20 protein-coding genes and 1 tRNA gene are annotated in these 20272 nt (G+C 53.3%); 6 read left to right on the top strand and 15 right to left on the bottom strand.

The annotated features are described in order from the left end of the window. Positions 1-23 precede the first annotated feature (23 nt). Positions 24-97, top strand: a tRNA-Arg gene (locus EGT51_RS00730). A gap of 53 nt (positions 98-150) precedes the next feature. On the opposite strand, the gene EGT51_RS00735 is transcribed toward EGT51_RS00730, so the two are convergent. The 5 genes from EGT51_RS00735 to mutY all read right to left on the bottom strand — a co-directional run bounded on the left by EGT51_RS00735 (position 151) and on the right by mutY (position 3186). Further along, positions 151-393, bottom strand: coding sequence for a cytochrome b5 domain-containing protein (locus tag EGT51_RS00735; RefSeq protein WP_135366886.1), 243 nt, complete (start codon positions 391-393; stop codon positions 151-153). A 232-nt stretch (positions 394-625) separates the two neighbouring features. Further along, positions 626-829, bottom strand: coding sequence for a cold-shock protein (locus EGT51_RS00740; RefSeq protein ID WP_024746588.1), 204 nt, complete (start codon positions 827-829; stop codon positions 626-628). Positions 830-1014: 185 nt separating this feature from the next. Continuing rightward, positions 1015-1635, bottom strand: a complete 621-nt coding sequence (locus EGT51_RS00745) for an alpha/beta hydrolase (protein WP_135366887.1) — start codon at positions 1633-1635, stop codon at positions 1015-1017. 10 nt (positions 1636-1645) lie between these two features. Then, on the bottom strand, positions 1646-1966 hold the full coding sequence (locus EGT51_RS00750) for a hypothetical protein (RefSeq protein ID WP_125575025.1): 321 nt from the start codon (positions 1964-1966) through the stop codon (positions 1646-1648). 80 nt (positions 1967-2046) lie between these two features. Next, a complete protein-coding gene (gene mutY / locus EGT51_RS00755) occupies positions 2047-3186 on the bottom strand; it encodes an A/G-specific adenine glycosylase (RefSeq protein ID WP_135366888.1) in 1140 nt (379 codons plus the stop codon). A 517-nt stretch (positions 3187-3703) separates the two neighbouring features. Between mutY and EGT51_RS00760 the strand changes: the two genes are divergently transcribed. After that, positions 3704-5359 (top strand): peptide ABC transporter substrate-binding protein, encoded by a 1656-nt coding sequence (locus EGT51_RS00760; protein ID WP_225428655.1) that lies wholly within the window; start codon positions 3704-3706, stop codon positions 5357-5359. 104 nt (positions 5360-5463) lie between these two features. Here EGT51_RS00760 and EGT51_RS00765 read toward each other — a convergent pair whose 3' ends face one another. Together EGT51_RS00765 and EGT51_RS00770 are read right to left on the bottom strand one after the other, a co-directional pair. Beyond that, on the bottom strand, positions 5464-5784 hold the full coding sequence (locus tag EGT51_RS00765) for a DUF7671 family protein (RefSeq protein ID WP_135366889.1): 321 nt from the start codon (positions 5782-5784) through the stop codon (positions 5464-5466). After that, a complete protein-coding gene (locus EGT51_RS00770; RefSeq protein ID WP_135366890.1) occupies positions 5781-6821 on the bottom strand; it encodes a lipoate--protein ligase family protein in 1041 nt (346 codons plus the stop codon). The genes EGT51_RS00765 and EGT51_RS00770 overlap by 4 nt, the downstream gene beginning before the upstream one ends. A 270-nt stretch (positions 6822-7091) precedes the next feature. Between EGT51_RS00770 and EGT51_RS00775 the strand changes: the two genes are divergently transcribed. From EGT51_RS00775 to EGT51_RS00785, 3 genes are all read left to right on the top strand, one after another. Further along, entirely contained in the window at positions 7092-7472 is a 381-nt protein-coding gene (locus tag EGT51_RS00775; RefSeq protein WP_135366891.1) for a glycine cleavage system protein H, read from the top strand. A gap of 283 nt (positions 7473-7755) precedes the next feature. Further along, positions 7756-7971 carry a P8 family protein gene (locus EGT51_RS00780; protein WP_125575030.1) on the top strand — a complete coding sequence of 72 codons (216 nt, stop codon included), beginning with the start codon at positions 7756-7758 and terminating at the stop codon, positions 7969-7971. A 224-nt stretch (positions 7972-8195) separates the two neighbouring features. Further along, positions 8196-8948: an SDR family NAD(P)-dependent oxidoreductase gene (locus tag EGT51_RS00785; RefSeq protein WP_135366892.1), complete on the top strand. Its 753-nt coding sequence runs from the start codon at positions 8196-8198 to the stop codon at positions 8946-8948. Between the two features lie 380 nt (positions 8949-9328). Here EGT51_RS00785 and EGT51_RS00790 read toward each other — a convergent pair whose 3' ends face one another. The 7 genes from EGT51_RS00790 to EGT51_RS00820 form a co-directional block, all read right to left on the bottom strand. Next, the gene (locus tag EGT51_RS00790; protein WP_135366893.1) at positions 9329-9952 is read right to left on the bottom strand and encodes a histidine phosphatase family protein; all 624 of its coding nucleotides are present in this window, start codon (positions 9950-9952) and stop codon (positions 9329-9331) included. Between the two features lie 11 nt (positions 9953-9963). Beyond that, positions 9964-10875, bottom strand: coding sequence for a DMT family transporter (locus EGT51_RS00795; protein ID WP_135367058.1), 912 nt, complete (start codon positions 10873-10875; stop codon positions 9964-9966). Between the two features lie 612 nt (positions 10876-11487). After that, a complete protein-coding gene (locus tag EGT51_RS00800) occupies positions 11488-12162 on the bottom strand; it encodes a methionine ABC transporter permease (RefSeq protein WP_404819911.1) in 675 nt (224 codons plus the stop codon). 9 nt (positions 12163-12171) lie between these two features. Further along, positions 12172-13236: a methionine ABC transporter ATP-binding protein gene (locus EGT51_RS00805; protein ID WP_135366895.1), complete on the bottom strand. Its 1065-nt coding sequence runs from the start codon at positions 13234-13236 to the stop codon at positions 12172-12174. 57 nt (positions 13237-13293) lie between these two features. Further along, positions 13294-14100, bottom strand: coding sequence for a MetQ/NlpA family ABC transporter substrate-binding protein (locus tag EGT51_RS00810; RefSeq protein ID WP_135366896.1), 807 nt, complete (start codon positions 14098-14100; stop codon positions 13294-13296). A gap of 515 nt (positions 14101-14615) precedes the next feature. Continuing rightward, positions 14616-15164 carry a DNA-3-methyladenine glycosylase I gene (locus EGT51_RS00815; protein WP_135366897.1) on the bottom strand — a complete coding sequence of 183 codons (549 nt, stop codon included), beginning with the start codon at positions 15162-15164 and terminating at the stop codon, positions 14616-14618. Positions 15165-15413: 249 nt separating this feature from the next. Then, positions 15414-17054 carry a peptide ABC transporter substrate-binding protein gene (locus EGT51_RS00820; protein ID WP_135366898.1) on the bottom strand — a complete coding sequence of 547 codons (1641 nt, stop codon included), beginning with the start codon at positions 17052-17054 and terminating at the stop codon, positions 15414-15416. Positions 17055-17494: 440 nt separating this feature from the next. On the opposite strand from EGT51_RS00820, the gene EGT51_RS00825 reads away from it, so the two are divergent. Further along, positions 17495-19750, top strand: coding sequence for a glycoside hydrolase family 3 C-terminal domain-containing protein (locus EGT51_RS00825; RefSeq protein WP_135366899.1), 2256 nt, complete (start codon positions 17495-17497; stop codon positions 19748-19750). Between the two features lie 66 nt (positions 19751-19816). Here EGT51_RS00825 and EGT51_RS00830 read toward each other — a convergent pair whose 3' ends face one another. Continuing rightward, positions 19817-20266: a GNAT family N-acetyltransferase gene (locus tag EGT51_RS00830; RefSeq protein WP_135366900.1), complete on the bottom strand. Its 450-nt coding sequence runs from the start codon at positions 20264-20266 to the stop codon at positions 19817-19819. Positions 20267-20272 lie beyond the last annotated feature (6 nt).

Below are 20272 nucleotides of genomic sequence, written 5' to 3' on the forward strand. Positions count from 1 at the left end.
TAATTAAGAAGTTATGGGATTTTGTCGCAATAGCTCAGCTGGATAGAGCAACGGTCTTCTAAACCGTAGGTCGAGGGTTCGAATCTCTCTTGCGACATTTAAAAAAGCGCCTGGAAGCTAGCTTCCGAGCGCTTTTTGTATTGTTTCCCGTTAGTCTTGATACTGACCCACGACGGGTAAGTTCTTCAACACCTTGCGGCCATGTGGCGACTTGCCATCGATCACACTAGTCAGTTCTTGGCCGGCCAGGTTGCCGTGGTGCTTACCACCGGCCCAGGCGTCAACGCCCGTGACATCATAAACGATGCCGGCAATCGCCACGTAAGCGGGTTGCCCGTCTTGTCCGTTAAACTTCGCTAATTCTGCTTGGTTAAATACCTTTTCTGCACTCATTAAAAGCACCACCTTCATTATTTGCTTTCATCATACCCGGAATTAGTTCCCAGCACAACTAATTCGTTTGTCACTTGATAAGCCAACTGGTTGGTGGTGCTCACTAACCAATACCGCCAGAAAATTGGGCATTTAACCGGCCGTCTTGGCACTCACTCGTTAAAAATGACCGCAAAAAAACCACTAACCGAAGTCAGTGGTTTTTACTAAGCACGATTTAGGCTAATGTAAATTAGTCAACTACCGTAACGTTAGCAGCTTGTGGGCCACGGTCGCCTTGTTCTACATCAAGGGATACGTGTTGGCCTTCTTCAAGAGTCTTGAAGCCTTCACTGTTGATAGCAGAGAAGTGAACGAAAACGTCTGAGCCGTTTTCCAAAGTGATGAAGCCGTAACCTTTATCAGCGTTGAACCATTTAACAGTACCTTGTTCCATAAGAATGAAACCTCCATGCGCATAGCGCAATAATATTTGCATTTGAAAGCTGGGGTAAAAAGGAGCCATTCTTATAAGAACGTCGAGCCTTTAAAACTTCCGAACCATAAATACATTAACCATAGGATAACAGGTATTTCCCAGAATAGCAAATGCAAAGTGCTATTTTTTTGAAATGTTTTTGCCTACCCCTGTAAAGCGTTTACCGCTAACCACTGTTGGGCTGCCAGCACCTCATGCGGCGTCAGCTGGTGGGTTCCGCCGGTTTCTTCCAACGTGGTTTCGACACCAATTGTCGTCAAATTTGCCAAAACTTTTTTTACCGTGGCAACCGTCACCAACGGATCATGGGCCCCCGCCGACAACCAGGCGTGATAGCCCGGGCGCGGCTTAGGCTGGGCGACTGGCAACAGTAACGGGTGGAACAAGACGGCGGCTTGCCCGGGCAACTGCCCCGTTTGCACGCCGTACGCCGCCATGGCCGCGCCGTTGGAATAGCCCACAACCACCAGCTGGTCGCTGTCCCAGCGGTGCTCGCGACAAATCGCTTGCGCCTGTTGCCCCAGCCACTCGGCCTCGGTCGCAATCTGCTGCGTATCGACCGGCCCGGCCGCCGTCTGCGCATAATATTGGCGCTGGCGGCCCTGCCCCTGACGCCCGCCAATCGTGATCAACGGACTTTGCGGCGCCAGTCGTCGGCCAAAGGTCAGCATCTCTTGATTCGTGCCCCCAGTTCCTTGCAACAACAACAGGGGTGGCGCGGTATTGGCGCCCGGCATGGTCTCAATCAACTGTTCTTCTGCCATCTGCGTCCACCTACCGGGCCACGATGAGCTCGATTTGACCCTTTTGTGGAGCGAAATTGAGGCCCTCACAATTTTCCGTCAAAATCTTACTGTACTCGGCCAACACGTCAGCGGGCAGCGGCGTGTGGGTGCGCAAATGCTCGATCAGCTCCGCCGCAGAAGCCAACTCCTTTAAGGTCACGAACAATAGCGCATTATTAATTAAATCATGTAAAAGATCTGTCAACAGACCGTTGGGCTTTCCCGCACGGTCCGTGATGACGACTTGCGGGCTCTCAACTTCTTGGTGATTCACCGAAATATGCTTTAACACGTCAAAAATCGTTTGCACGATTGATCACTCCTTCTTCGTTAGTTCTGTCGTGCCGGGATTGTTGCTTAAATCATACTGCAATTTGCCGGCGACGGAAACTAATTCTTAGCAAAAGCTGCCGGATGGCCCTGATTTTGGAACCGCGTCATCATTTTTTCTTGGACCTTCGGCAGGGGCAACGTGGCAATCTCACTGCCAGCCACCCATTTGCCGGGGAAAAAGGCCAGAGAAGGCGTCGTTGCGAGTTCGGCCACCAGCAGTTTCACCCGCCAGCGTTGATGGGTGTAGGTGTGGCTGACCGGCTGGCCCCCGACCACGGTCAAATCCAGGTCAAGTTGGTAATCCGTTTTAAATTGCCGTGTAATGGCCGCCAAGTCCTGAGCCAAGTTATTAGTCTCGGTAGCGTCTGCGGGGGGCAAATCGGCCTGTAACAGCAGCGGAAACGTCCAATATCCCGTTAACATCTGGGTAGCATCGCGCTGGACCAGTAAATAGCCCGCCGGTGAGTGGACGATGACCGCGTAGTACGGTATTAATTTGGGCCGCGGTGCCTTGGTCTTGACCGGAAAATCAGCGACCCGTCCCGTCTGATACGACGCGTCAAAGGCCTTGACCGGCGAATGCTCAGGATCAGAGTTCTTGGCGCGCATGTAACTGGCCCCCAGATCCATGATGGCCTGGTTGAAGGCCCCGGGCCGCTTGGGGTCCACGATAGGCTGAATCGCCCGTTCAAATACCTGGCGCGTCTGAGGCTTGGCAATGTCATCATCAATCAGCAACAGCCGCGCAAAGACCCGAAACGCGTTGCCATCCACCGCTGGCACCACCTCGCCAAAGGCAATGCTGGCGATGGCGCCCGCCGTATAGGGCCCAATGCCGACCAAATCGGTCAATTCAGCGGCCGTTTTCGGCCAGTGGCCCTGATAGTCGGTGACGATTTGCCGAGCCGCGCGCTGCAGATTACGGGCGCGCGAATAGTAGCCCAGCCCCTGCCAGGCCTTTAGTAGCGTGGCCTCGTCGGCGTTCGCCAGGTCGGTGACCGTCGGAAATGTCGCCATGAAATTTTGATAGTACGGAATCACCGTGTTGACCTGAGTCTGCTGGAGCATGATTTCACTGACCCAAACGTGGTACGGATCGTGGTCTTGACGCCAGGGCAGGTCGCGGCCCTCTTGATCGTACCAGTCTAATAATGTCCGGCGAAAATCCCGGATCGTCGCCGCTGACCATTTTTCCATCGGCTCTCCTCCTCAATTGTTTTTTCCTATTCTAACGAATTCCGCGCCCCGCCACAAGTAACCCTTGACGCCGCTGGTCTAGTCCCCTATCATCAGAAAAGAATAGCGCAGTTATATTGGCTAAACCATCACCTGCGGCTGCCAGGGGTTCCGCCGTTGAAAAAGAGTGTGACGGCAGGCGGTTAACTGGTGAGCATTAACGGTGCTAGGCGGATAATCCTGGGCTTGGATTATTTGCCTAGCAGTGTTAAGCGGAACCAGTTGCCTGTTGGCGCACGTTTCGGCCATGAGGCCACTTTGAGACATGGACTTCGGCTCAAAGCGAGGCGGTAAAACCACTTTTTGGCTCCACCCGTCCGCCCCAGCGTTCCAACCCATATTTGGCGAACGGTTGGCGTCCAGTTCGCATTATGTGGCTGTAAACGACTATTTTTAACGTCATAAGTCGCATGATAACAATAGTTTCAGTCAACTACATAAAAGATAAATCAACCATTAAGACACAGGAGTGGTACACGTGAAACATTGGGGAGCAATACTAATTTTCCTGCTGGGACTGGGAGTGGTCGCCGGGTGCCAGATGCCCTCAGAAACCAACTCGACCAGCGACAGTCAAGGGGTCATGACCAAGCGCCAGGTGCTGACCCTGGCCACGTCACAGCCCTTGACTACCTTAGACACCGACAAGCTGACGCAATTTGGTCGGCTGAACAATACGATTGAAGGCCTCTATTCCGCGACTGGCGAGGGCCAAGCCCAGCTGGCACTGGCCAAAAAGGTGCACGTCAACGCCGCCAAGACCACCTATACGTTTACCCTCTATAAAGATTCTTATTGGAGCAACGGCGACGTCATCACCGCCCAGGACTTCGTTTACTCCTGGCAACGGGCGCTGGCGCCGCAGACCAAGGCGCCGAACGCGGACCTGTTTGTCGGCATCAAGAATGCCCGCAAGATTTTGGATGGGCGCTTGCCGGCGACCCAACTGGGCGTCAGTGCGCCAGACAAATTCACCTTGGTGGTCCACCTGGATCATCCCATGGCCGAGCTGCCCCAACGGCTGACATTTCCGCTGTTTGGCCCGCAGAACCAACGCGTCGCCCGCAAATACGGCAAGCTATACGCCACCAAGCCGCAGTATCAGGTCTACGCCGGGCCGTTTATGGTCGCGGCCAAGGGCAATACGCGCCAGCACTGGCACATGGTCCCCAATCCCCACTACTGGGACCGCGAGCACGTCTACCTGCAGCGCATCAACGTGGACGTCTACCATACCACGCGGCAAATGTGGCGCGCTTATCGCCAGGGCACGCTGGATGAGATGCGGTTGGTCGGCATTTCCAACATCAAATCTTACGAGAAGCAAGCGGCCTATACGGCACGGCCCTACTCGAAAATGGTGCTGCTCAACTACCGGCAATTCGGCAAGAACCCGACCGTGGACCGGCTCTTGAAGCAGCGTTTGGCCCGGCTGGCGATTTCTCACGCCATCAATCGCAAACGCTTGGGCCAAGACTCTTACGGCAACACCTCGCTGGTCGCCCAAGGCGTCGTTCCCGCGGGGCTCAGTCAGGGCCAAAAAGGCACGGCGGACTTTGCGGCGTCCCAACCGGCACAAGCCACGTTGGCCTACCAACCTAAGCTGGCCAAACAACAGTGGGCGACCGCGCGCAAACGGGCCGGACTCAGCCACGTGACGTTGACCCTCAGCTATTTGGACGCCCCTTACAGCAAAAAAATTGCGACGCTGTTGCGAACCCAATTACAGTACGCCCTTCCCAGACTCACCGTGACGCTGCAGAAGCGACACTGGACCGTCAACCAAGCGGATGGTCCGGCCAACGCCGACCTGACGTTAACCACGCAACACGCGCAGTACGCCGACCCTCTGGCCATGCTGGCGCTTTTCACCAGCGACAATGCCGCCAACACCGGCTACTGGTTCAGCGAACGCTACGACGACCTGATTGCCCAGGCCAGCAACGCGCCGTCCTTTAATAGCCAGCGCTGGAAGACGCTACTCAAGGCCGAGGGCGAGTTGATGAAGAATCAAGGGGTCACGCCGCTATTTCAACCGGCCAGCACCTATCTGATCAATCCCAAGCTCAACGGTGTGCAATACAACACGGTTGGCACCCAGTCGAACTTTAAGGGCGCTTACTTCGTGAAATGATTTACTGCCACCATCAAAATTTGAATCACAGACCAAAGACAGCGTCCCACCAAAATTCGGTGAGGCGCTGTCTTTTTTGCTGATAAATATCGTTATCACCACGTTCAGTCGTCACTGGCCAGTGCTTGCCGCACCGTTTGGACCAGATCGTCGCTGACGAATTCACTAGTCAGCCGTTGCATCGGCGTGTAGTCGTGGCGCTGCTTGTAGTCCAGCGGTCGGGCCACGATGACGGCGACCCGCAGGTTGTTTTCCGTCAAGAAAATCTGGCCAACTCCCTTGAACTTACCCTTGCTGTGGCGACCAGTCCGCCAGTCGTGGAGCTTAAAGCTGCCATCGGGGTCGCGTTTGATTTCGTACTGACCGGAGGCGTTGGTCTCGACCGGCACGCCGCTGTAGACGTTCACGTCGTACTTGGCCTTCATTGCTGCGCCTCCCCCGCTAGAATTGCCGTAACCGGTGCGATGGCGTCTTCACCCAAAACAGCTACCACGTCCGGTTGCTGGAGTACCGCGGCAATCGCCGTACTGGTGGCCGCGATACCGGTCAGCTGTTCTGAAATGGCGTGGAGCTCGGCGGGGGTGCCGACTGAACCAAACAGCAGGGCCGCCCGCAACTTACCGGCGTGGCGCGTGAAGTTCACGTGCAGCTGTCCCTTGGCAACGGTCAACTTTTCATAGGCGCGGAAACCTGGGTTGGCGCCGTAATTCCAGGCGTCGGTGTTGTATTTTTCCGCCAGTCGCTGGTCGATGACGGCCCAGTCATGGTCGGTCAAATGGTACGTCTCAATTTGGTCCAGCCGGTCGACTTCAAAAATGTGACACAACAAGGCTTCCTTGAAGGCCTGGATGTCCAGATTTTGATATTCCGGCGCCAGGTATTGCCGCAGATTGGTGATGGGCACCCGGTTGGAGTCGACACCACGGTGCGGCCGTTCACTGGCCGGCAACAGTGCCGCGTGAGCCGCATCCACGTTCAAGTCGTACATGATGGTCCCACCGGCCGCGTAACCGTCACCATTTTTAAACATGGTCATGCCGGAAAATTTCTTGCCGGCCACCGTCAGGGCACTCTTGTTGCTGATGCCCAGGTCGGCAACGCCCATGGCCTTGAGCGCCCGCAAAACGGGTTCGGCAAAGACCGTGTAGTCGCCAAATTTGGACCCATCTTGCGGGTCACCATTGATGATGTGCTCGAAAATCAGGTTGCGCTCGTCGTGGTAAACGGCGCCGCCCCCGGATGTCCGCCGCACCAGCTGGACGTGATGCTGCTCGAGATAGTGGAAATCCACCTCGGCGCCGACGGTTTGGTTGATGCCGACAATGACGGCCGGCTGATTGACGTACATCATCAGGCCGTGGCCCGGCAATTTCAGGTCGTTGACGAGATAATTATCAATGGACTGGTTGACGATGGCATCCGTAACCACCTGGCCGTTGCGGCTGGTATCGATTAAAAACATTTTTGGGTAACGCTCCCTTCACGCTAAAACTGGCTGACGCTGGGCCAGGCCGCTTAGCGCTTTATTTTTTAAATACTGGTAAATACCAAAATTTTTCCAACTCTGGCACCTATTTTAACTGGCCCACTCTCCTACCGAGTGAAATTATTTTCAGTGTAGCATAAGCCCGCGGTAGCAACAACTCTCGCAGCCCGTGAGCAAGTTATTGTCAGCGGTTACACGTAAAGGGTATACTAGATGTTAAACATGACATACAGGGAGGAATTACTCATGGCTGCACAACACTCATTTTGGCAACGACTCATCGGCTGGTTCACTGGCAAGAAGACCCCAGCCGCCCCAGCAATCACGGTGAAGGACGGCGTCTGGCTGGAACAACGCGACCAGGGCCACTACCGCCTGGGCCTATCCAGCGACGCGCTCGAACAGATCGGTGACATTAGCTTTGCCGACCTGCCGATTCTAAGCGAAGACGTTCTGGCCGCTGGCGACGACATCTTAGAAGTCGAAAGCGACAAGGCCGTGGAAAATTTCAAGACGCCATACGCGGGCACTGTGGTTAAGGTCAACGAAGACTTGGTCAGCGACCCCGCTAAGATCAATAAGAATAAACAAGCGGATAATTGGGTGCTGGATCTACAGGTGGTTTAAGCCACGTTTGTCAGCCCAGTTACCAACCCGACCGCACTAACGGCCAGGTTTTTCGTTTACCAACGCGCGCCAATCCCCGTCAATCAACAGTTACTGTGTCAACGCAAATCTCCTCGCGACTGTCCATTCCCAGGCATTTAGGCCGGTATCACCAGCAAACTTGGCGACGTTAAACAAAATATTTACCATTTTGAAGTTTTAGGACTACTATGAAGATGAAGCCGGTGGCGTATGCCAGTAACAGAACCGCTGACCCCAATATTCATTTTGGAGGTAATTGGTTATGGCTGTTGTAGAAAAGACTGCTTTATTGGATGAAAAGATGAGTGAAGTATTCGACTGGTCAGATTCAAAGCAACCAGTTCGGGATGCGCTTTGGAACCACTTTATGGAATCCAATGGTCACAACACCGATGAAACTGAAGCTTCGATGAAGGAAATCGATGCGAAGTCCGACGATGAAGTTCGTTCTTACGTAGAAGATAACCTCAAGAAGTAAACCGGCTGTCTCAACCTAAAAATAACCTCGCCTTGGTGGCGGGGTTATTTTTCTTTGGAGAGTGAAACCAAAGGCGATTAGCCGGCGAGCATTAAGGCTGGTCGTCGATGACATCGCAGGGCACCGGTCGCCACCCTCACCTTTAGCTGTCAAGCAGACCCACTCAGTTTGTTTTGTGATATAATGAACATGTACAATAATCTTACATACTGGAGGTTTTTAGCATGACTGAACGACTCGATGGTAAAATTGCACTGGTAACTGGCGGCGCGGCTGGGATTGGCCTGGCAACGGTTAAACGCTTCTTAGCAGAAGGCGCAACCGTCGTTTTCACGGATATTAACGTCAAGGCGGGCGAAAAAGCTGCCGCTGACCTTGACACCCCTAAGGCCATCTTCATGCCACAAGACGTCAGTCAAGAAGCCGATTGGGAAAAGGTTGTCAAAGCCACACTTGATAAATTTGGCACGATTGACATTCTCTTCAATAACGCCGGCATCTTCCGCCTCATCAACCTACCTGAGATTACTGAAAAACAATGGGACCAACTCATGAACATCAACGTTAAGGGCGTCTTCTTCGGCATGAAGCACGTGATTCCGATCATGGCCGCCAAGAAGAGTGGTTCCGTCATCAACACGTCCTCAATCGCTGGCTTGGCCGGCTCCCCACAGGCCACCCTCTATGGTGCCAGCAAAGGGGCTGTGCGTTTGATGACCAAGGATGCCGCCATTGAATACGCTCCCGCTCAGGTCCGGGTCAACTCGGTTCACCCCGGCCTGATTGAAACGGAAATGGCCGACTACGCTTCAGACGTCTACGAAGCACCGAAGACCGACCTGGGGAAGATGCATCCCCTGGGCCGGTTGGGTAAAGCATCGGAAGTCGCTGCGACAGTCGCCTTCTTAGCCTCCGATGATGCCTCCTTCATCACCGGTGCCGAAATCCCCGTTGACGGTGGGGTTACCGCCCAATAACATAGAAACTGAAGATTGAATCTAAAATTAACGCGCTGATTGCCGTAATGACAGTGTTCTGACACTTAAAGTTGGTGAAACCAGGCTCCTGCGTCAGCCAGGAGTTCGCATTGTGAGGCTGAAAACGACTATCTTTTAACGCCATGAGTCGCATGATAACGATAGTTTCAGTTGATTTTCGTCTTTCAATTTTCAGATAGAACTTAATAAAAAAGTTGCGTAGCCAAAACTGGGCTGCGCAACTTTTTTTAACTGCTATTTTTTCAGAATAGCGCTTATTTTCATTATTCCGTTCAACAACTTTAGATGGCCGAAACGTGCGCCTTAGGGCAGCCGGTTCCATTTAAAACTATCAACTGCCTTGAGGCCCACTCGATTCTCTAGCGAAACTGCCCACTGACCGCATAGGACCGCAAATAGCGTTGGCCGGTCACCGGATCGATCACCATCCGCGTCAGGCTGGTGTTGCTTGGTTCTGGCAATGCGGTTGTGGCTGGGGCCGCCAGCATCAACAGGGCGGTGGCCTTGATGGTCAAGCCGTGGCTCACCACCAAAATATGGTCGTTGGGATGGTCCACGACCTCTTCGGCCAACCATTGCCCTACTCGCCGTTGTACGTCCAGGTAAGTTTCACCGCCGACTGCCGCTAAGGTGTCCGGCAAAGCTTCCCCCGTCAGCGCGTCAAAATCTGCCGGTTGCTGGGCCCGCAGTCCTTGAAAATTAGCGCCGGTCCACTGCCCGTAGTCGGCCTCCATCAGTCGGTCGTCAAATTGCGGCAACACGTCTAACGTCGCCGTTAAAGCCGCCGTCGTTTGCCGGGTCCGGTGTAAGGGGCTGCTGACCAACTGATCGTAGTGGCTATTTGACAGCCACTGGGCCAGCCGTTCCGCTTGTTGTAAGCCGTTGACCGTTAAATGCGTGACGGCACTATCCAATTGTCCTTGCATAATCTGGTCAACGTTGGCTTGCGTTTGACCATGACGCACCCAATCAAAGGTCGTCATTTGCTCACTTCCTAATCTACCCGCTCAAATTGCGTTTCAATCTTCCGCCGCCCCTGTTGTAACAGGTAAATGGCCACGATGACCAGGACGGAGCCGATGATTTCAGCAATCGTAATCTTGAGGCTTAAGAATAAAATCGACAACACGAACGTCACCACCGGCTGCGTGGCGTCGACGATACTGATGACGTCGGACGGCGCAAAGTGGGTGCTGTAGAGGATCAACGAGAATGGTAGGATGGTCCCCACGATGATGACCGTGGCCATAGACCCAATCAGCGTGCCGGTAATCGGTGGCATGTTCATGAAGACGGGGTGGTACAAATTGAAGACCACACCCGCAATAAACGTTCCCCAGCCTAACACAGTAATCGGCGCATGACCATAGTCACGTACCAGTGGCCGTGGTAAAACGACGTAGCAGGCGGCCGTGATCCCTGACCCAATCCCCCACAACAGGGAATTGAGCGGAATGGCTAACTGCGTAATGTCACCACGCGTAATGGCCAAGAAGACGCCGACTAACGCCACCACGAAGGCAATCAAATCACTACGCAATGGACGTTCGTGTTTGAACAACAGACTGCCCAACACGATGAACAACGGGCTGAGATACTGAAGAATCGTGGCCGCGGCCGCATTCCCCGTCTGCACAGCGATGTAGAAGGTCAGCAGGTTCGCCCCCAACCCAATCAGCGCATAGGCGACGATCCACCCAATTTCTGCCCAACTCTTAAAAATCGTAAACGTCTTTTTACCATACAATACCAAACTAATGAACAACAAAATAATGCCGGCACCCATGGTTCGCGCAGATAAGAACCAACTGGTCGGAATTGATTGGCCTTGTGAAATGAACTGCAGGACGGTCCCGGAAATCCCAAACATGGCCGAAGCCACGGTTGCCCAGAAGATCCCCTTCATGACATTTTCAGTTGGCGCACCTAAATTCTTCAAAACCCGATAAATCCTTTCTCTCTCATACCCGTAACGATATGCATCATAATTTTCCTATTTTACCGGAATATCATTAGAATTCGGCGGCAAAATGGGCCTTGCAAAAAATTTTTTTCAACACTGGCGTGGGAGTCAGCCACTGGTCCCACTCCAGCCCAGAACAGCCGGTCACGCGAAGCCAACATCCCTCTCGCTACACCTAATTATCCCAGTGAAACCTCGCCAACAAGCTTAGTCAGATAACCTAATTTGTCGAAAAATAGTTCAGCCTAGCCAATTTCTCTTAAAATCACAATGAGGCCAGGGCAAGCGCCCTGACCTCACGGTGATGGTATGTGTTAAATTTTAAAGTCCTGAAGATTGAACCTGAAATTAACGCGCTGATTGCCGCAGCGTTCCACCCTAGACTTTCACGCAACGGTAAGGCGGAACCCACGTCTCAAAGTGGCCGCATAGCCGAAACGTGCGCCAACAGGCAACTGGTTCCGCTTAACAGGGCTAGACAAATAATCCAAACCCGGGATTATCCGCCTAGCACCGTTAATGCTCGCCAGTTAACCGCCTGTTGGCCCACTCTTTTTAAGCCGTGTGGTCCACTTTGCGGGCCCAGAGGTCGCCAATCAGCTGGATGGCAAACACCAGGACCAGAATGATCAGCATGGCCGCAATCGTCACGTCATTTTCAAACCGACTGTACCCGACGTTGATGGCCAAGTTCCCGAGGCCCCCACCACCAATGGCACCGGCCATGGCGGTCAGGTCGATCAGACTGATCAACGTGAGGACGGACGAGCGGATGATATCCGGCAGGCCTTCCTTGAGGTACACGCGGAAGATGATGGCGATGGGACCGGAACCGACCGATTCGGCGGCTTCAATCACGCCCCGGTCGACTTCGGACAAGGCGTTTTGAATCTGCCGAGCGTAAAACGGCGCGGAACCAATGACCAGTGGCACAATGGCCGCGGTCGTCCCAATCGCAGTGCCGACGATCAACCGCGTCAGTGGCGCGATGACGGCGAGTAAGATCACGAACGGAATCGACCGGCACAAGTTGACGATTTTATCGAGGATGTTATAAACAACCCGATTTTCCAGGATGCCACCCGGTTGGGTCACAATCAACCCGACCCCGATGGCCATCCCGATGATGCCCGCCACGACGGCCGTGACAAACGTCATGTACAGCGTTTCGCCCGTGGCCTGCACGAACTCATCTTGCATGGTTACTGCATTAGGAAAGTATTTCGCAATAAAATTCAATTAGGCCACCTCCGGATCTGTTGGCTGTAAATGCGTTACGGTAATGCCCGCGTCCTGGCAATACTGCCAAGCGGCGGTCAACTTGTCGGGGTCCCCGGTCATAACAACGATCAGGTTCCCGAGCGGTGTATCCTGTAAAATTTCGACGTTCCCGTACAAAATGTTGGACACCACGCCGTAGCGCTTGTAAAGTTCGGTAATCAGTGGCGCGTCGGTGCTGGCGCCCACGTATTGGAGTTGGACCAGCCGGTGATGATCGTCGAGGCCCAGCGTGCGGGCTTGTTTGAAGATCTTTTCTCTGGCTTGGTCCACTTGCGTTGCCGTATTGATGAAGTCTTGCGTCAACGGCTTTTCTGGTCGACTGAAGATGGTGACCAGATCACCACGTTCAATGATCTCCCCATCGTCCATGACGGCTACCTTGTTACAGATTTCCTTCACGGCTTCCATTTCGTGGGTGATGAGCACGACCGTCAAGCCGAGCTCACGGTTCAGGCGTTTCAACAGTTCCAAAATGGACGACGTGGTCTTGGGATCCAACGCACTGGTCGCTTCGTCACTGATCAGAATCTCGGGATCATTGGCTAACGCCCGGGCAATGGCGACCCGTTGTTTTTGCCCACCGGAAAGCTGGGCGGGATAATCCGCGGCCTTTTCCGTCAGACCAACCAGGTCCAAGAGATGGGCTACTTTTTGTTGGCGTTCCTCATGGGACAAGTCGCCGCCCTTTAAGGGGTAGCCCACGTTGTCCGCAATCGTGCGGGATGCCATCAGGTTAAAGTGCTGGAAGATCATCCCGATCTTGGTGCGCGCCACCCGCAGTTCCTTGGGCTTGAGTGCCAAAATATCTTGACCATTAACTTCTACCGTACCGGCAGTGGGCCGTTGAAGGCGGTTAATGACCCGAACCAACGTACTCTTCCCGGCGCCGGAATACCCGACGACCCCGTAAATGTCCCCCCGTTCTACCGTGAGTGACACGTTTTTCACAGCCGTAACGGTTTGACCTTTGTTGTGGAAGGTCACATCGATGTCTTTTAATTGAATAATCGCTTCATTAGTCACAGACTCATTCTCCTTACTCGCCAATGCCGGCAGTTTCTCAGTCAACGGTCGTCGCTTTTACCAAGCTGGCACGGACAACCCGTTGTAGTACTTCTTGATCAATTTTTTCGTTTCGTTAGACTGGTAAGCCTTCACGATCTTCTTGTAAGTCTTGTTGTTCTTGTCCGCCTTGTTCGTGGCAATGATGTTGATGTACGGGATCGAGGCCTTGTTCAGCTTTTCCTTGTAAATGGTTTCGCTGTTCGGCAGCTTGGCTTCGGCCGCAAATTCGTTGTTGATAACGGCACCGGCAGCATCACTCAAGGAACGTGGCGTTTGGGCGGCGTCAACTGGCGTGATCTTCAGGTGCAACTTGTTTTCCGTGATGTTCTTTGGCGTTGGCAAGGCCAGCTTGTTGTTGACCTTGATCAACCCAGCAGATTGCAGTAAGTGTAAGGCCCGCCCTTCGTTAGTGGAGTCGTTTGGAATCGTGATCTGGTCACCCTTCTTGATGTCAGAGACGCTCTTGACCTTCTTAGAGTACAACCGCAGTGGTGCGCGCATGGTCTTCCCGATGGAGACGATGTGGGTCTTGTGCGCCTTGTTCCATTGTTGCATGAAGTAAGTGTGTTGGAACGAGTTGATGTCAACTTCGTGGTTGGTCAACGCAGCGTTGGGCTGGTTGTAATCCGTGAAGGTGACCAGCTTGATGTTAATGCCTTGCTTCTTCAAACGCTTTTGGATTGGTTTCCAAATCTTTTCATCAGAACCCATGATGCCGACCTTCACCGTCTTGGAGCTGCTGGACTTGCCACAGCCCGAAACGATCAGTAACGGAATCAACAATAATAAGAGCCAACTAAAATGTTTAAATGATTTCTTCATACTCAATAATCCCCTTTATCTACTAAATTCTAAATTTTAAGCTAAACGCCGCGATTGCACTGTGACCAAAAGAAAAAGTCCGCTCCTAAATTAATAGAAACGAACTTTGTCGTGGTACCATTCTAAATTCAAGTCAGGTACGAATACCCAGCTCCTCATTAACACTCGCCGGCTTGCGCCTTGAAGTGCGTGCACGATAATGAGTGCCGGACATTACCGCCTCATCGAAAGGACTCAGCGATACCAATTCATTTCAGGCCATCTTCACCCCGCCGTGGGCTACCCGCTTGCAGCAAATCACGGGCTCTCTTCAAACCATTGACGGTGGTTACTCTCCTGATCACATTGTTTTTCAATCGTTTAATTTATCTGTAAGTCTAATGCAACTTTAATCGGGTGTCAAGACAAAGTTGTCATAAATTTATTCATAACGAATCGCGCAATACCGGCATTCCCTTACCCATGTCCCCCGGAAACCGTTTGCGGGTGACATGACTTTCTCACCTAAATTTCACTTAATCGTCGCGGATTGGCTCACGCAAGAGACCCGCGGCCAGCAAGAACATGTGGGTGACGACTGGGCCAACAAAGCTAAAGCCCCGACGTTTCAAATCACGGGCCACCGCGGTCCCCAGTGGCGACTGATTGGTCAATTCCTCGCGGGTCACGGCCGGCAACAACAGCGGCGTCCCCTGGACGAATTGCCAGAGGTACTGACTAAAGCTGCCAAACTCCCGCTGAACTTGGACGATGGCCCGCGCATTGTGAATCGTCGCGCGAATCTTGCGGCCATTGCTGATCATCTCAGGATCCCGAGCGATTCGCTCGCCGTCCAGTTCATCTTCAAAGCCGGCGACTTGCTGCGGATCCATCCCCGCAAATAACCGTCGATAAACTGGCAACTTGCTAGCGGCCGCCTGCCAGCTGAGTCCCACCTGAAACACGCCGACCGTAAGTAATTCGAACAATATGTGGTCGTCATGCGTCGGGGTACCAAAATAAGCTGAGTATTCCTGGGTCCCGTTGCTATCCCAGACGTGACCGTCATTAGGCCCAATTGTCATGATTGCCATCCCCCTTCTGTCGTCCATGATACCAGAAAAGCCATCCCGTGGTTGTGGGGATGGCTTTTCAACTTGAAATGAGACAAACCAGATGCCTGCGTCAGTCAGGAATATTGTGTTAGCCCACACAACCCGAGTGACCGAACCGCTGATTTGCTACGCGTAACTAATCGCTCGTCAAGCATGAACTTGAGCGATTTAGCCAGATTGACTAGCCGAAAAACTAACTAGTTGCTACACCAACCATTTTTACTTGATATAGGCGTACTTATAACTCCACTGCGTACCAGCCGTGTTGTGGATGATACCGTGGACGTCGGAGCGCGTTAGGTAAGCGTAGTTGGCCTGGTACAGTGGCGTGAAGCTTTGCGTCTTGTTTAACAATTTTGCCGCTTGGACCATATCTTGCCAACGGGCCTCGTCATTGCCAGCATCCTGGTTTTGGGCCTTGTCGATCAGTGCGTCGTAACGCTTGTTCGACCATTTCCCGTAGTTCAGCGAGTTAGAGCTGACCGGAATCTGGAGGAAGGAAATCGGGTCGTTGAAGTCGGCGCCCCAGTGCGACAGGTAGAGGTCAAAGTCGCCGCTGGTCGACCGAGACTGGGCAACGGAAGCAGGAACGTTTTGAATCTTCAGGTTAAAACCCTTCAGGTTCTTTTCCAAAGCGCCCTTCAGGTACTGCGTCACGGTGCTGGCCGCGACGTCATCGTTGCCGGCCATGATGTTCAAATCGACCTTCTGGATCCCCAGTTGTTTCAAGCCGGCTGCCCACTTTTGCTTGGCCAGCTTGGGATTGTACGTGGTGGTGTTTTTGACCGCCTGTTGCTTGGCAAAATCTTCGCCCGTCTTCGGATCGTTGGCCAATCCACTGGCCACGAACCCGGTCGGCGTCACGGATCCATCCCCCAGAACCTTCTTGGTCAACTGACTGCGGTTGATGGACAATGCAATGGCCTGACGAATGTTTTGGTTACTCATGATGCGCCGCTTGGCCTTGTCGGCGTCTTGGAAGTTGTATTTCAAATGAATCACGATGGAGTAGGGATATTGCTGGAACTCCTTGTTGTTCTTGTAATTCTTGACCTGTTCGTTAGACAGTTGGGCAAAGTCCAGCTTCTTATTTTGATACAGGCTTAAGCCGGTCTGCGGATTGGTGACCACCTGGTAATTGATCTTGTGGAGCTTCACAACCTTGTGATCCCAGTACTGGTTGTTCTTGACGAAGGACCAGGTGTTGCCCGTCCCGTTCCAGCCTTGAATCTTAAAGGGCCCGCTGTAGACCATGTACTCGGACTTGGTGGCATACTTCTTGCCGTACTTGTCGACCACTTTTTTATTTTGTGGGGCAAACAGCGGATAGGCCATTAAAATTTTAAAGTAGGCGATTGGCTTGTCCAATTGGACGACGACCGTCTGCTGGTTCTTGGCGTGAATCCCGATGGTGCTGGGGTCGGCCTTACCGGCGATGATCTTATCACCATTCTTGATGCCGGAGAACATGGTCGTGTAAGACGACTTGGTGGATGGCGTCAACGTGCGCCGCCAAGAATAAACGAAATCTTGTGCGGTGATTTTGTCCCCATTACTCCACTTGGCGTTGTCGCGAATGTGGAACGTCCAGGTTTTCTTGTCCTTTGACATGGTCACCTTGTCTGCCAATCCAGGCGCGACCTTCCCGTTCTTCCCCAGCCGATAAAAGCCTTCAAAGACGTTCCCCGTCTGACCATACCCAGTTGCCTTGGCCAGGTCGATCGTGTCGAGCGCCGCGGTTGCGGGTAGCCGCAACTCCTGTTTGGGCTTGGCCGTCGATGATGTTTGCCCACAAGCAGCTAACCCCATGCCTAGTGCGACAACTGCGGCGACTAACCCAATTCCAGTCCATTTTTTCATCAGATAACTGCTCCTTTTTTCCTCAAATTTTGGTGTGCAATCCACAAAATTTTTAATTTTAAAGCCGAAAAAACGGGTTACCCCCCTCACGACATTCGTGAAAGTGGTAACCCGTTAGACACTGCCAACTTGAGTCGGCGCTATGTACTGCTACGGTTTAGCCGGAAGATCACGAATTGAGGCAACGCAAAAAGACACGTTACATTCGCAACATGCGGCCAGTTGTACTTGCATTTGGCTAGCGTTCATCATCGTGATCTTCCTCCTTTACTTATTTTTAGTTATTAAGTGGATTGCACAAGATTAAAGTTAACCTAAAAGCTGACGTTTGTCAAAGAATAAGTTTGTCCCGCGTAAAAAAAACATCACTGAGGGTAACATCGCGTGGTTGAAAACGGTATACTGGAAATAAGTTTAACTAGTAGAAAGGATTTGAACGTATGGACATCGAACGAACGCTAGCTGCACTCACGTTACCGGAGAAGGCCGCTTTGGTCTCAGGAAAAAAGAGTTGGTACACCGCGGCCATTGACCGCCTCGACATCCCCGCTCTCATGATGACGGATGGCCCTTCTGGTTTACGCAAGCAGACCGCCGATTCAGGCACCACCAACATTAACGATTCAGTTCAAGCCATCACCTACCCCGCCGCTGCGCTAAGTGCCAGCTCGTGGAACACGGATCTGCTCCGGCAATTGGGTGAGCATCTAGGAACCGAGGCCCGCGCTGAACAGATCAGCCTGTTGCTCGGTCCTGGTGTCAACTTAAAGCGCTCTCCGCTGGGCGGGCGCAACTTCGAGTACCTGTCCGAAGACCCCTTAGTCGCCGGTGAGCTCGGCAGCGCCTACGTTCAAGGCGTTCAATCCCAACACGTCGGGGTCGCCGTCAAGCATTTTGCCGCCAACAACCGGGAAAATCAGCGGTTCACGGCGTCCAGCGACATGTCGCAACGCACCTTGCGTGAGCTGTACCTGCGCACCTTTGAAATCATCGTCAAGGCCGCGCTACCCGCCACGGTCATGACCTCTTATAACAAGATCAATGGCACCTTGAATTCGCAAAACCGCCGTTTGCTCCGCAGCATTTTACGCGACGAATGGGGCTTCCACGGAGCCGTCATGTCCGACTGGGGCGCCGTTGCCAACAACGTTCAAGCCTTGCGCGCCGGTCTCGACCTGGAAATGCCGGGTCAAGGACAGGCCTCCGTTGACAGTATCATCCGCGCCGTGGAGACCGGTGAACTGGATGAAGGCACGCTGAACAAGGCCGTTCGTCACTTGCTCCACATCATCGAAAACTGGTTGCCCGCAGATCACCATGACACTTACGACCATGCGGCCCACCACGACTTCGCGCGCCACGTGGCTGATGACAGTATTGTCTTGCTGAAGAACCGGCACCAAGAACTGCCCCTGACGGCTAAAAACGCCGGTAACCTGGTCGTGGTCGGTGAACTGGCCGCCCAACCCCGTTATCAAGGGTCCGGTAGCTCGCACGTCAACCCGACCAACCTGGTCACGCCACTGATGGCTCTCCAAAACAGCGAACTGACAGCTAACTACTACCCAGGTTATCGCCTCGACCAAAGCGAAACGGACGACAGCCTGGCCCAAGCCGCCTTGGAAGCTGCTAAGTCGGCGGATCACGTCATCATTTTCGCCGGATATCCGGAAAACACCGAATCGGAAGGCTTTGACAAGACCTCGCTGATGCTCCCCGAAAATCAAGGAGAACTGATCGGTAGCTTGGCCAAGGTCAACGACCACGTGACCGTCGTCTTACAAAACGGTTCGGCCGTGGAGATGCCTTGGATCAACAGCGTCGATGCGGTCGTCGAAACCTACCTGGCCGGCGAAGCGGTCGGTGAAGCCACTTGGGACATCATCACTGGCAAGGTCAACCCATCAGGTCACTTGGCGGAGACCTTCCCTCGGCGGTTGACTGACACACCGATGGCCCCGACCTTTGGCCAAGACCCACATCACGAACGGTATACCGAGGGCGTCTTCATGGGCTATCGGTATTACGATACCCACGAGATGCACGTCTTGTTCCCATTCGGCCACGGCCTGAGCTACACCACGTTTGAATACACCAACATGGCGATCACCGAAAACGAACACGGCGCGACGGTCAGCTTTGATTTGACCAACACTGGCGATCGGCCCGGCCAAGCGGTCCCGCAACTCTACGTGGCGAACCACGCCTCTCACGTGCCCATGCCAACTAAGGAATTGCGCGCCTTTACCAAGGTTGCCGTTGCCCCCGGTGAAACCAAGCCGGTCACCCTCAAGCTCACCCGCCGCGACTTCAGCTGGTGGTGCGAAGGCAAGGCCCGCTGGCAAGCCGACACTGGGGACTACGAAATCATGATTGGCGATTCCTCACGAGACATTCGGCTACAGACCAAGTTGACGATGGACTTTAAGAACTCGCCCGCCCCGGTCACCATGGAGACCTACCTGACGACCATCGTTCAAGATCCGCGGTTACGTGACATTTTCCAAGCAACCGTCTTAGCCCCGAAGTACGCTGGTGAGAATAACTTCTTAGCCGCTACCGATGAAAATGGCAACTTGGCCCTGTTGCAAGATCAAATGTTTCTGAACATGCCGTTGCGCGCAGTGATTGCGCTCGGCGGCCCCGCACCGTTGATTGCCGACTTCATTGCCGCCGCCAACGAACGGAAAGGTTAAATTTAGATAGACTGCAGGCGCGATTATCAAGTATTTCAACTTGGTAGTCGCGCCTGCTTTTGTGTGCTAATCAGCCAGTGGCAACACCATATCTAAATGGGGAATCCCCGTGTCCAAATACACGTCGCTCACGGGTTGAAAGCCAAATGATGCGTAAAACTTTTGCAAATAAGCCTGAGCCTGTATCACGATGCGCTGCGCCTGCGGATAGGTCGTGCGCGCCGCTTGGATGGCCGTGTTTACCAGTTCATGCCCAGCGCCGTGACGACGGGCTGAGGGTGCCACCACTACCCGACCGATGCGGACCTGGCGAGGTTCGGGAATCAATCGAGCATAGGCCAACACGTGCCCGGCGGCATCTGGCAAAAAGAGATGCTGCGCTACCTGGTCAGCGTCGTCAACTTCCTGATAGGCGCAGTCTTGTTCCACCACAAAGACGGCTACCCGGAGCCGATAGATCTCAAATAATTCCGTCGGGGTTAACTCAGAAAAGGTCTTTTGGATAAATTCGTTCATACAGGC

This window comes from Levilactobacillus suantsaiihabitans (assembly GCF_004745505.1).
GTDB lineage: Bacteria > Bacillota > Bacilli > Lactobacillales > Lactobacillaceae > Levilactobacillus > Levilactobacillus suantsaiihabitans.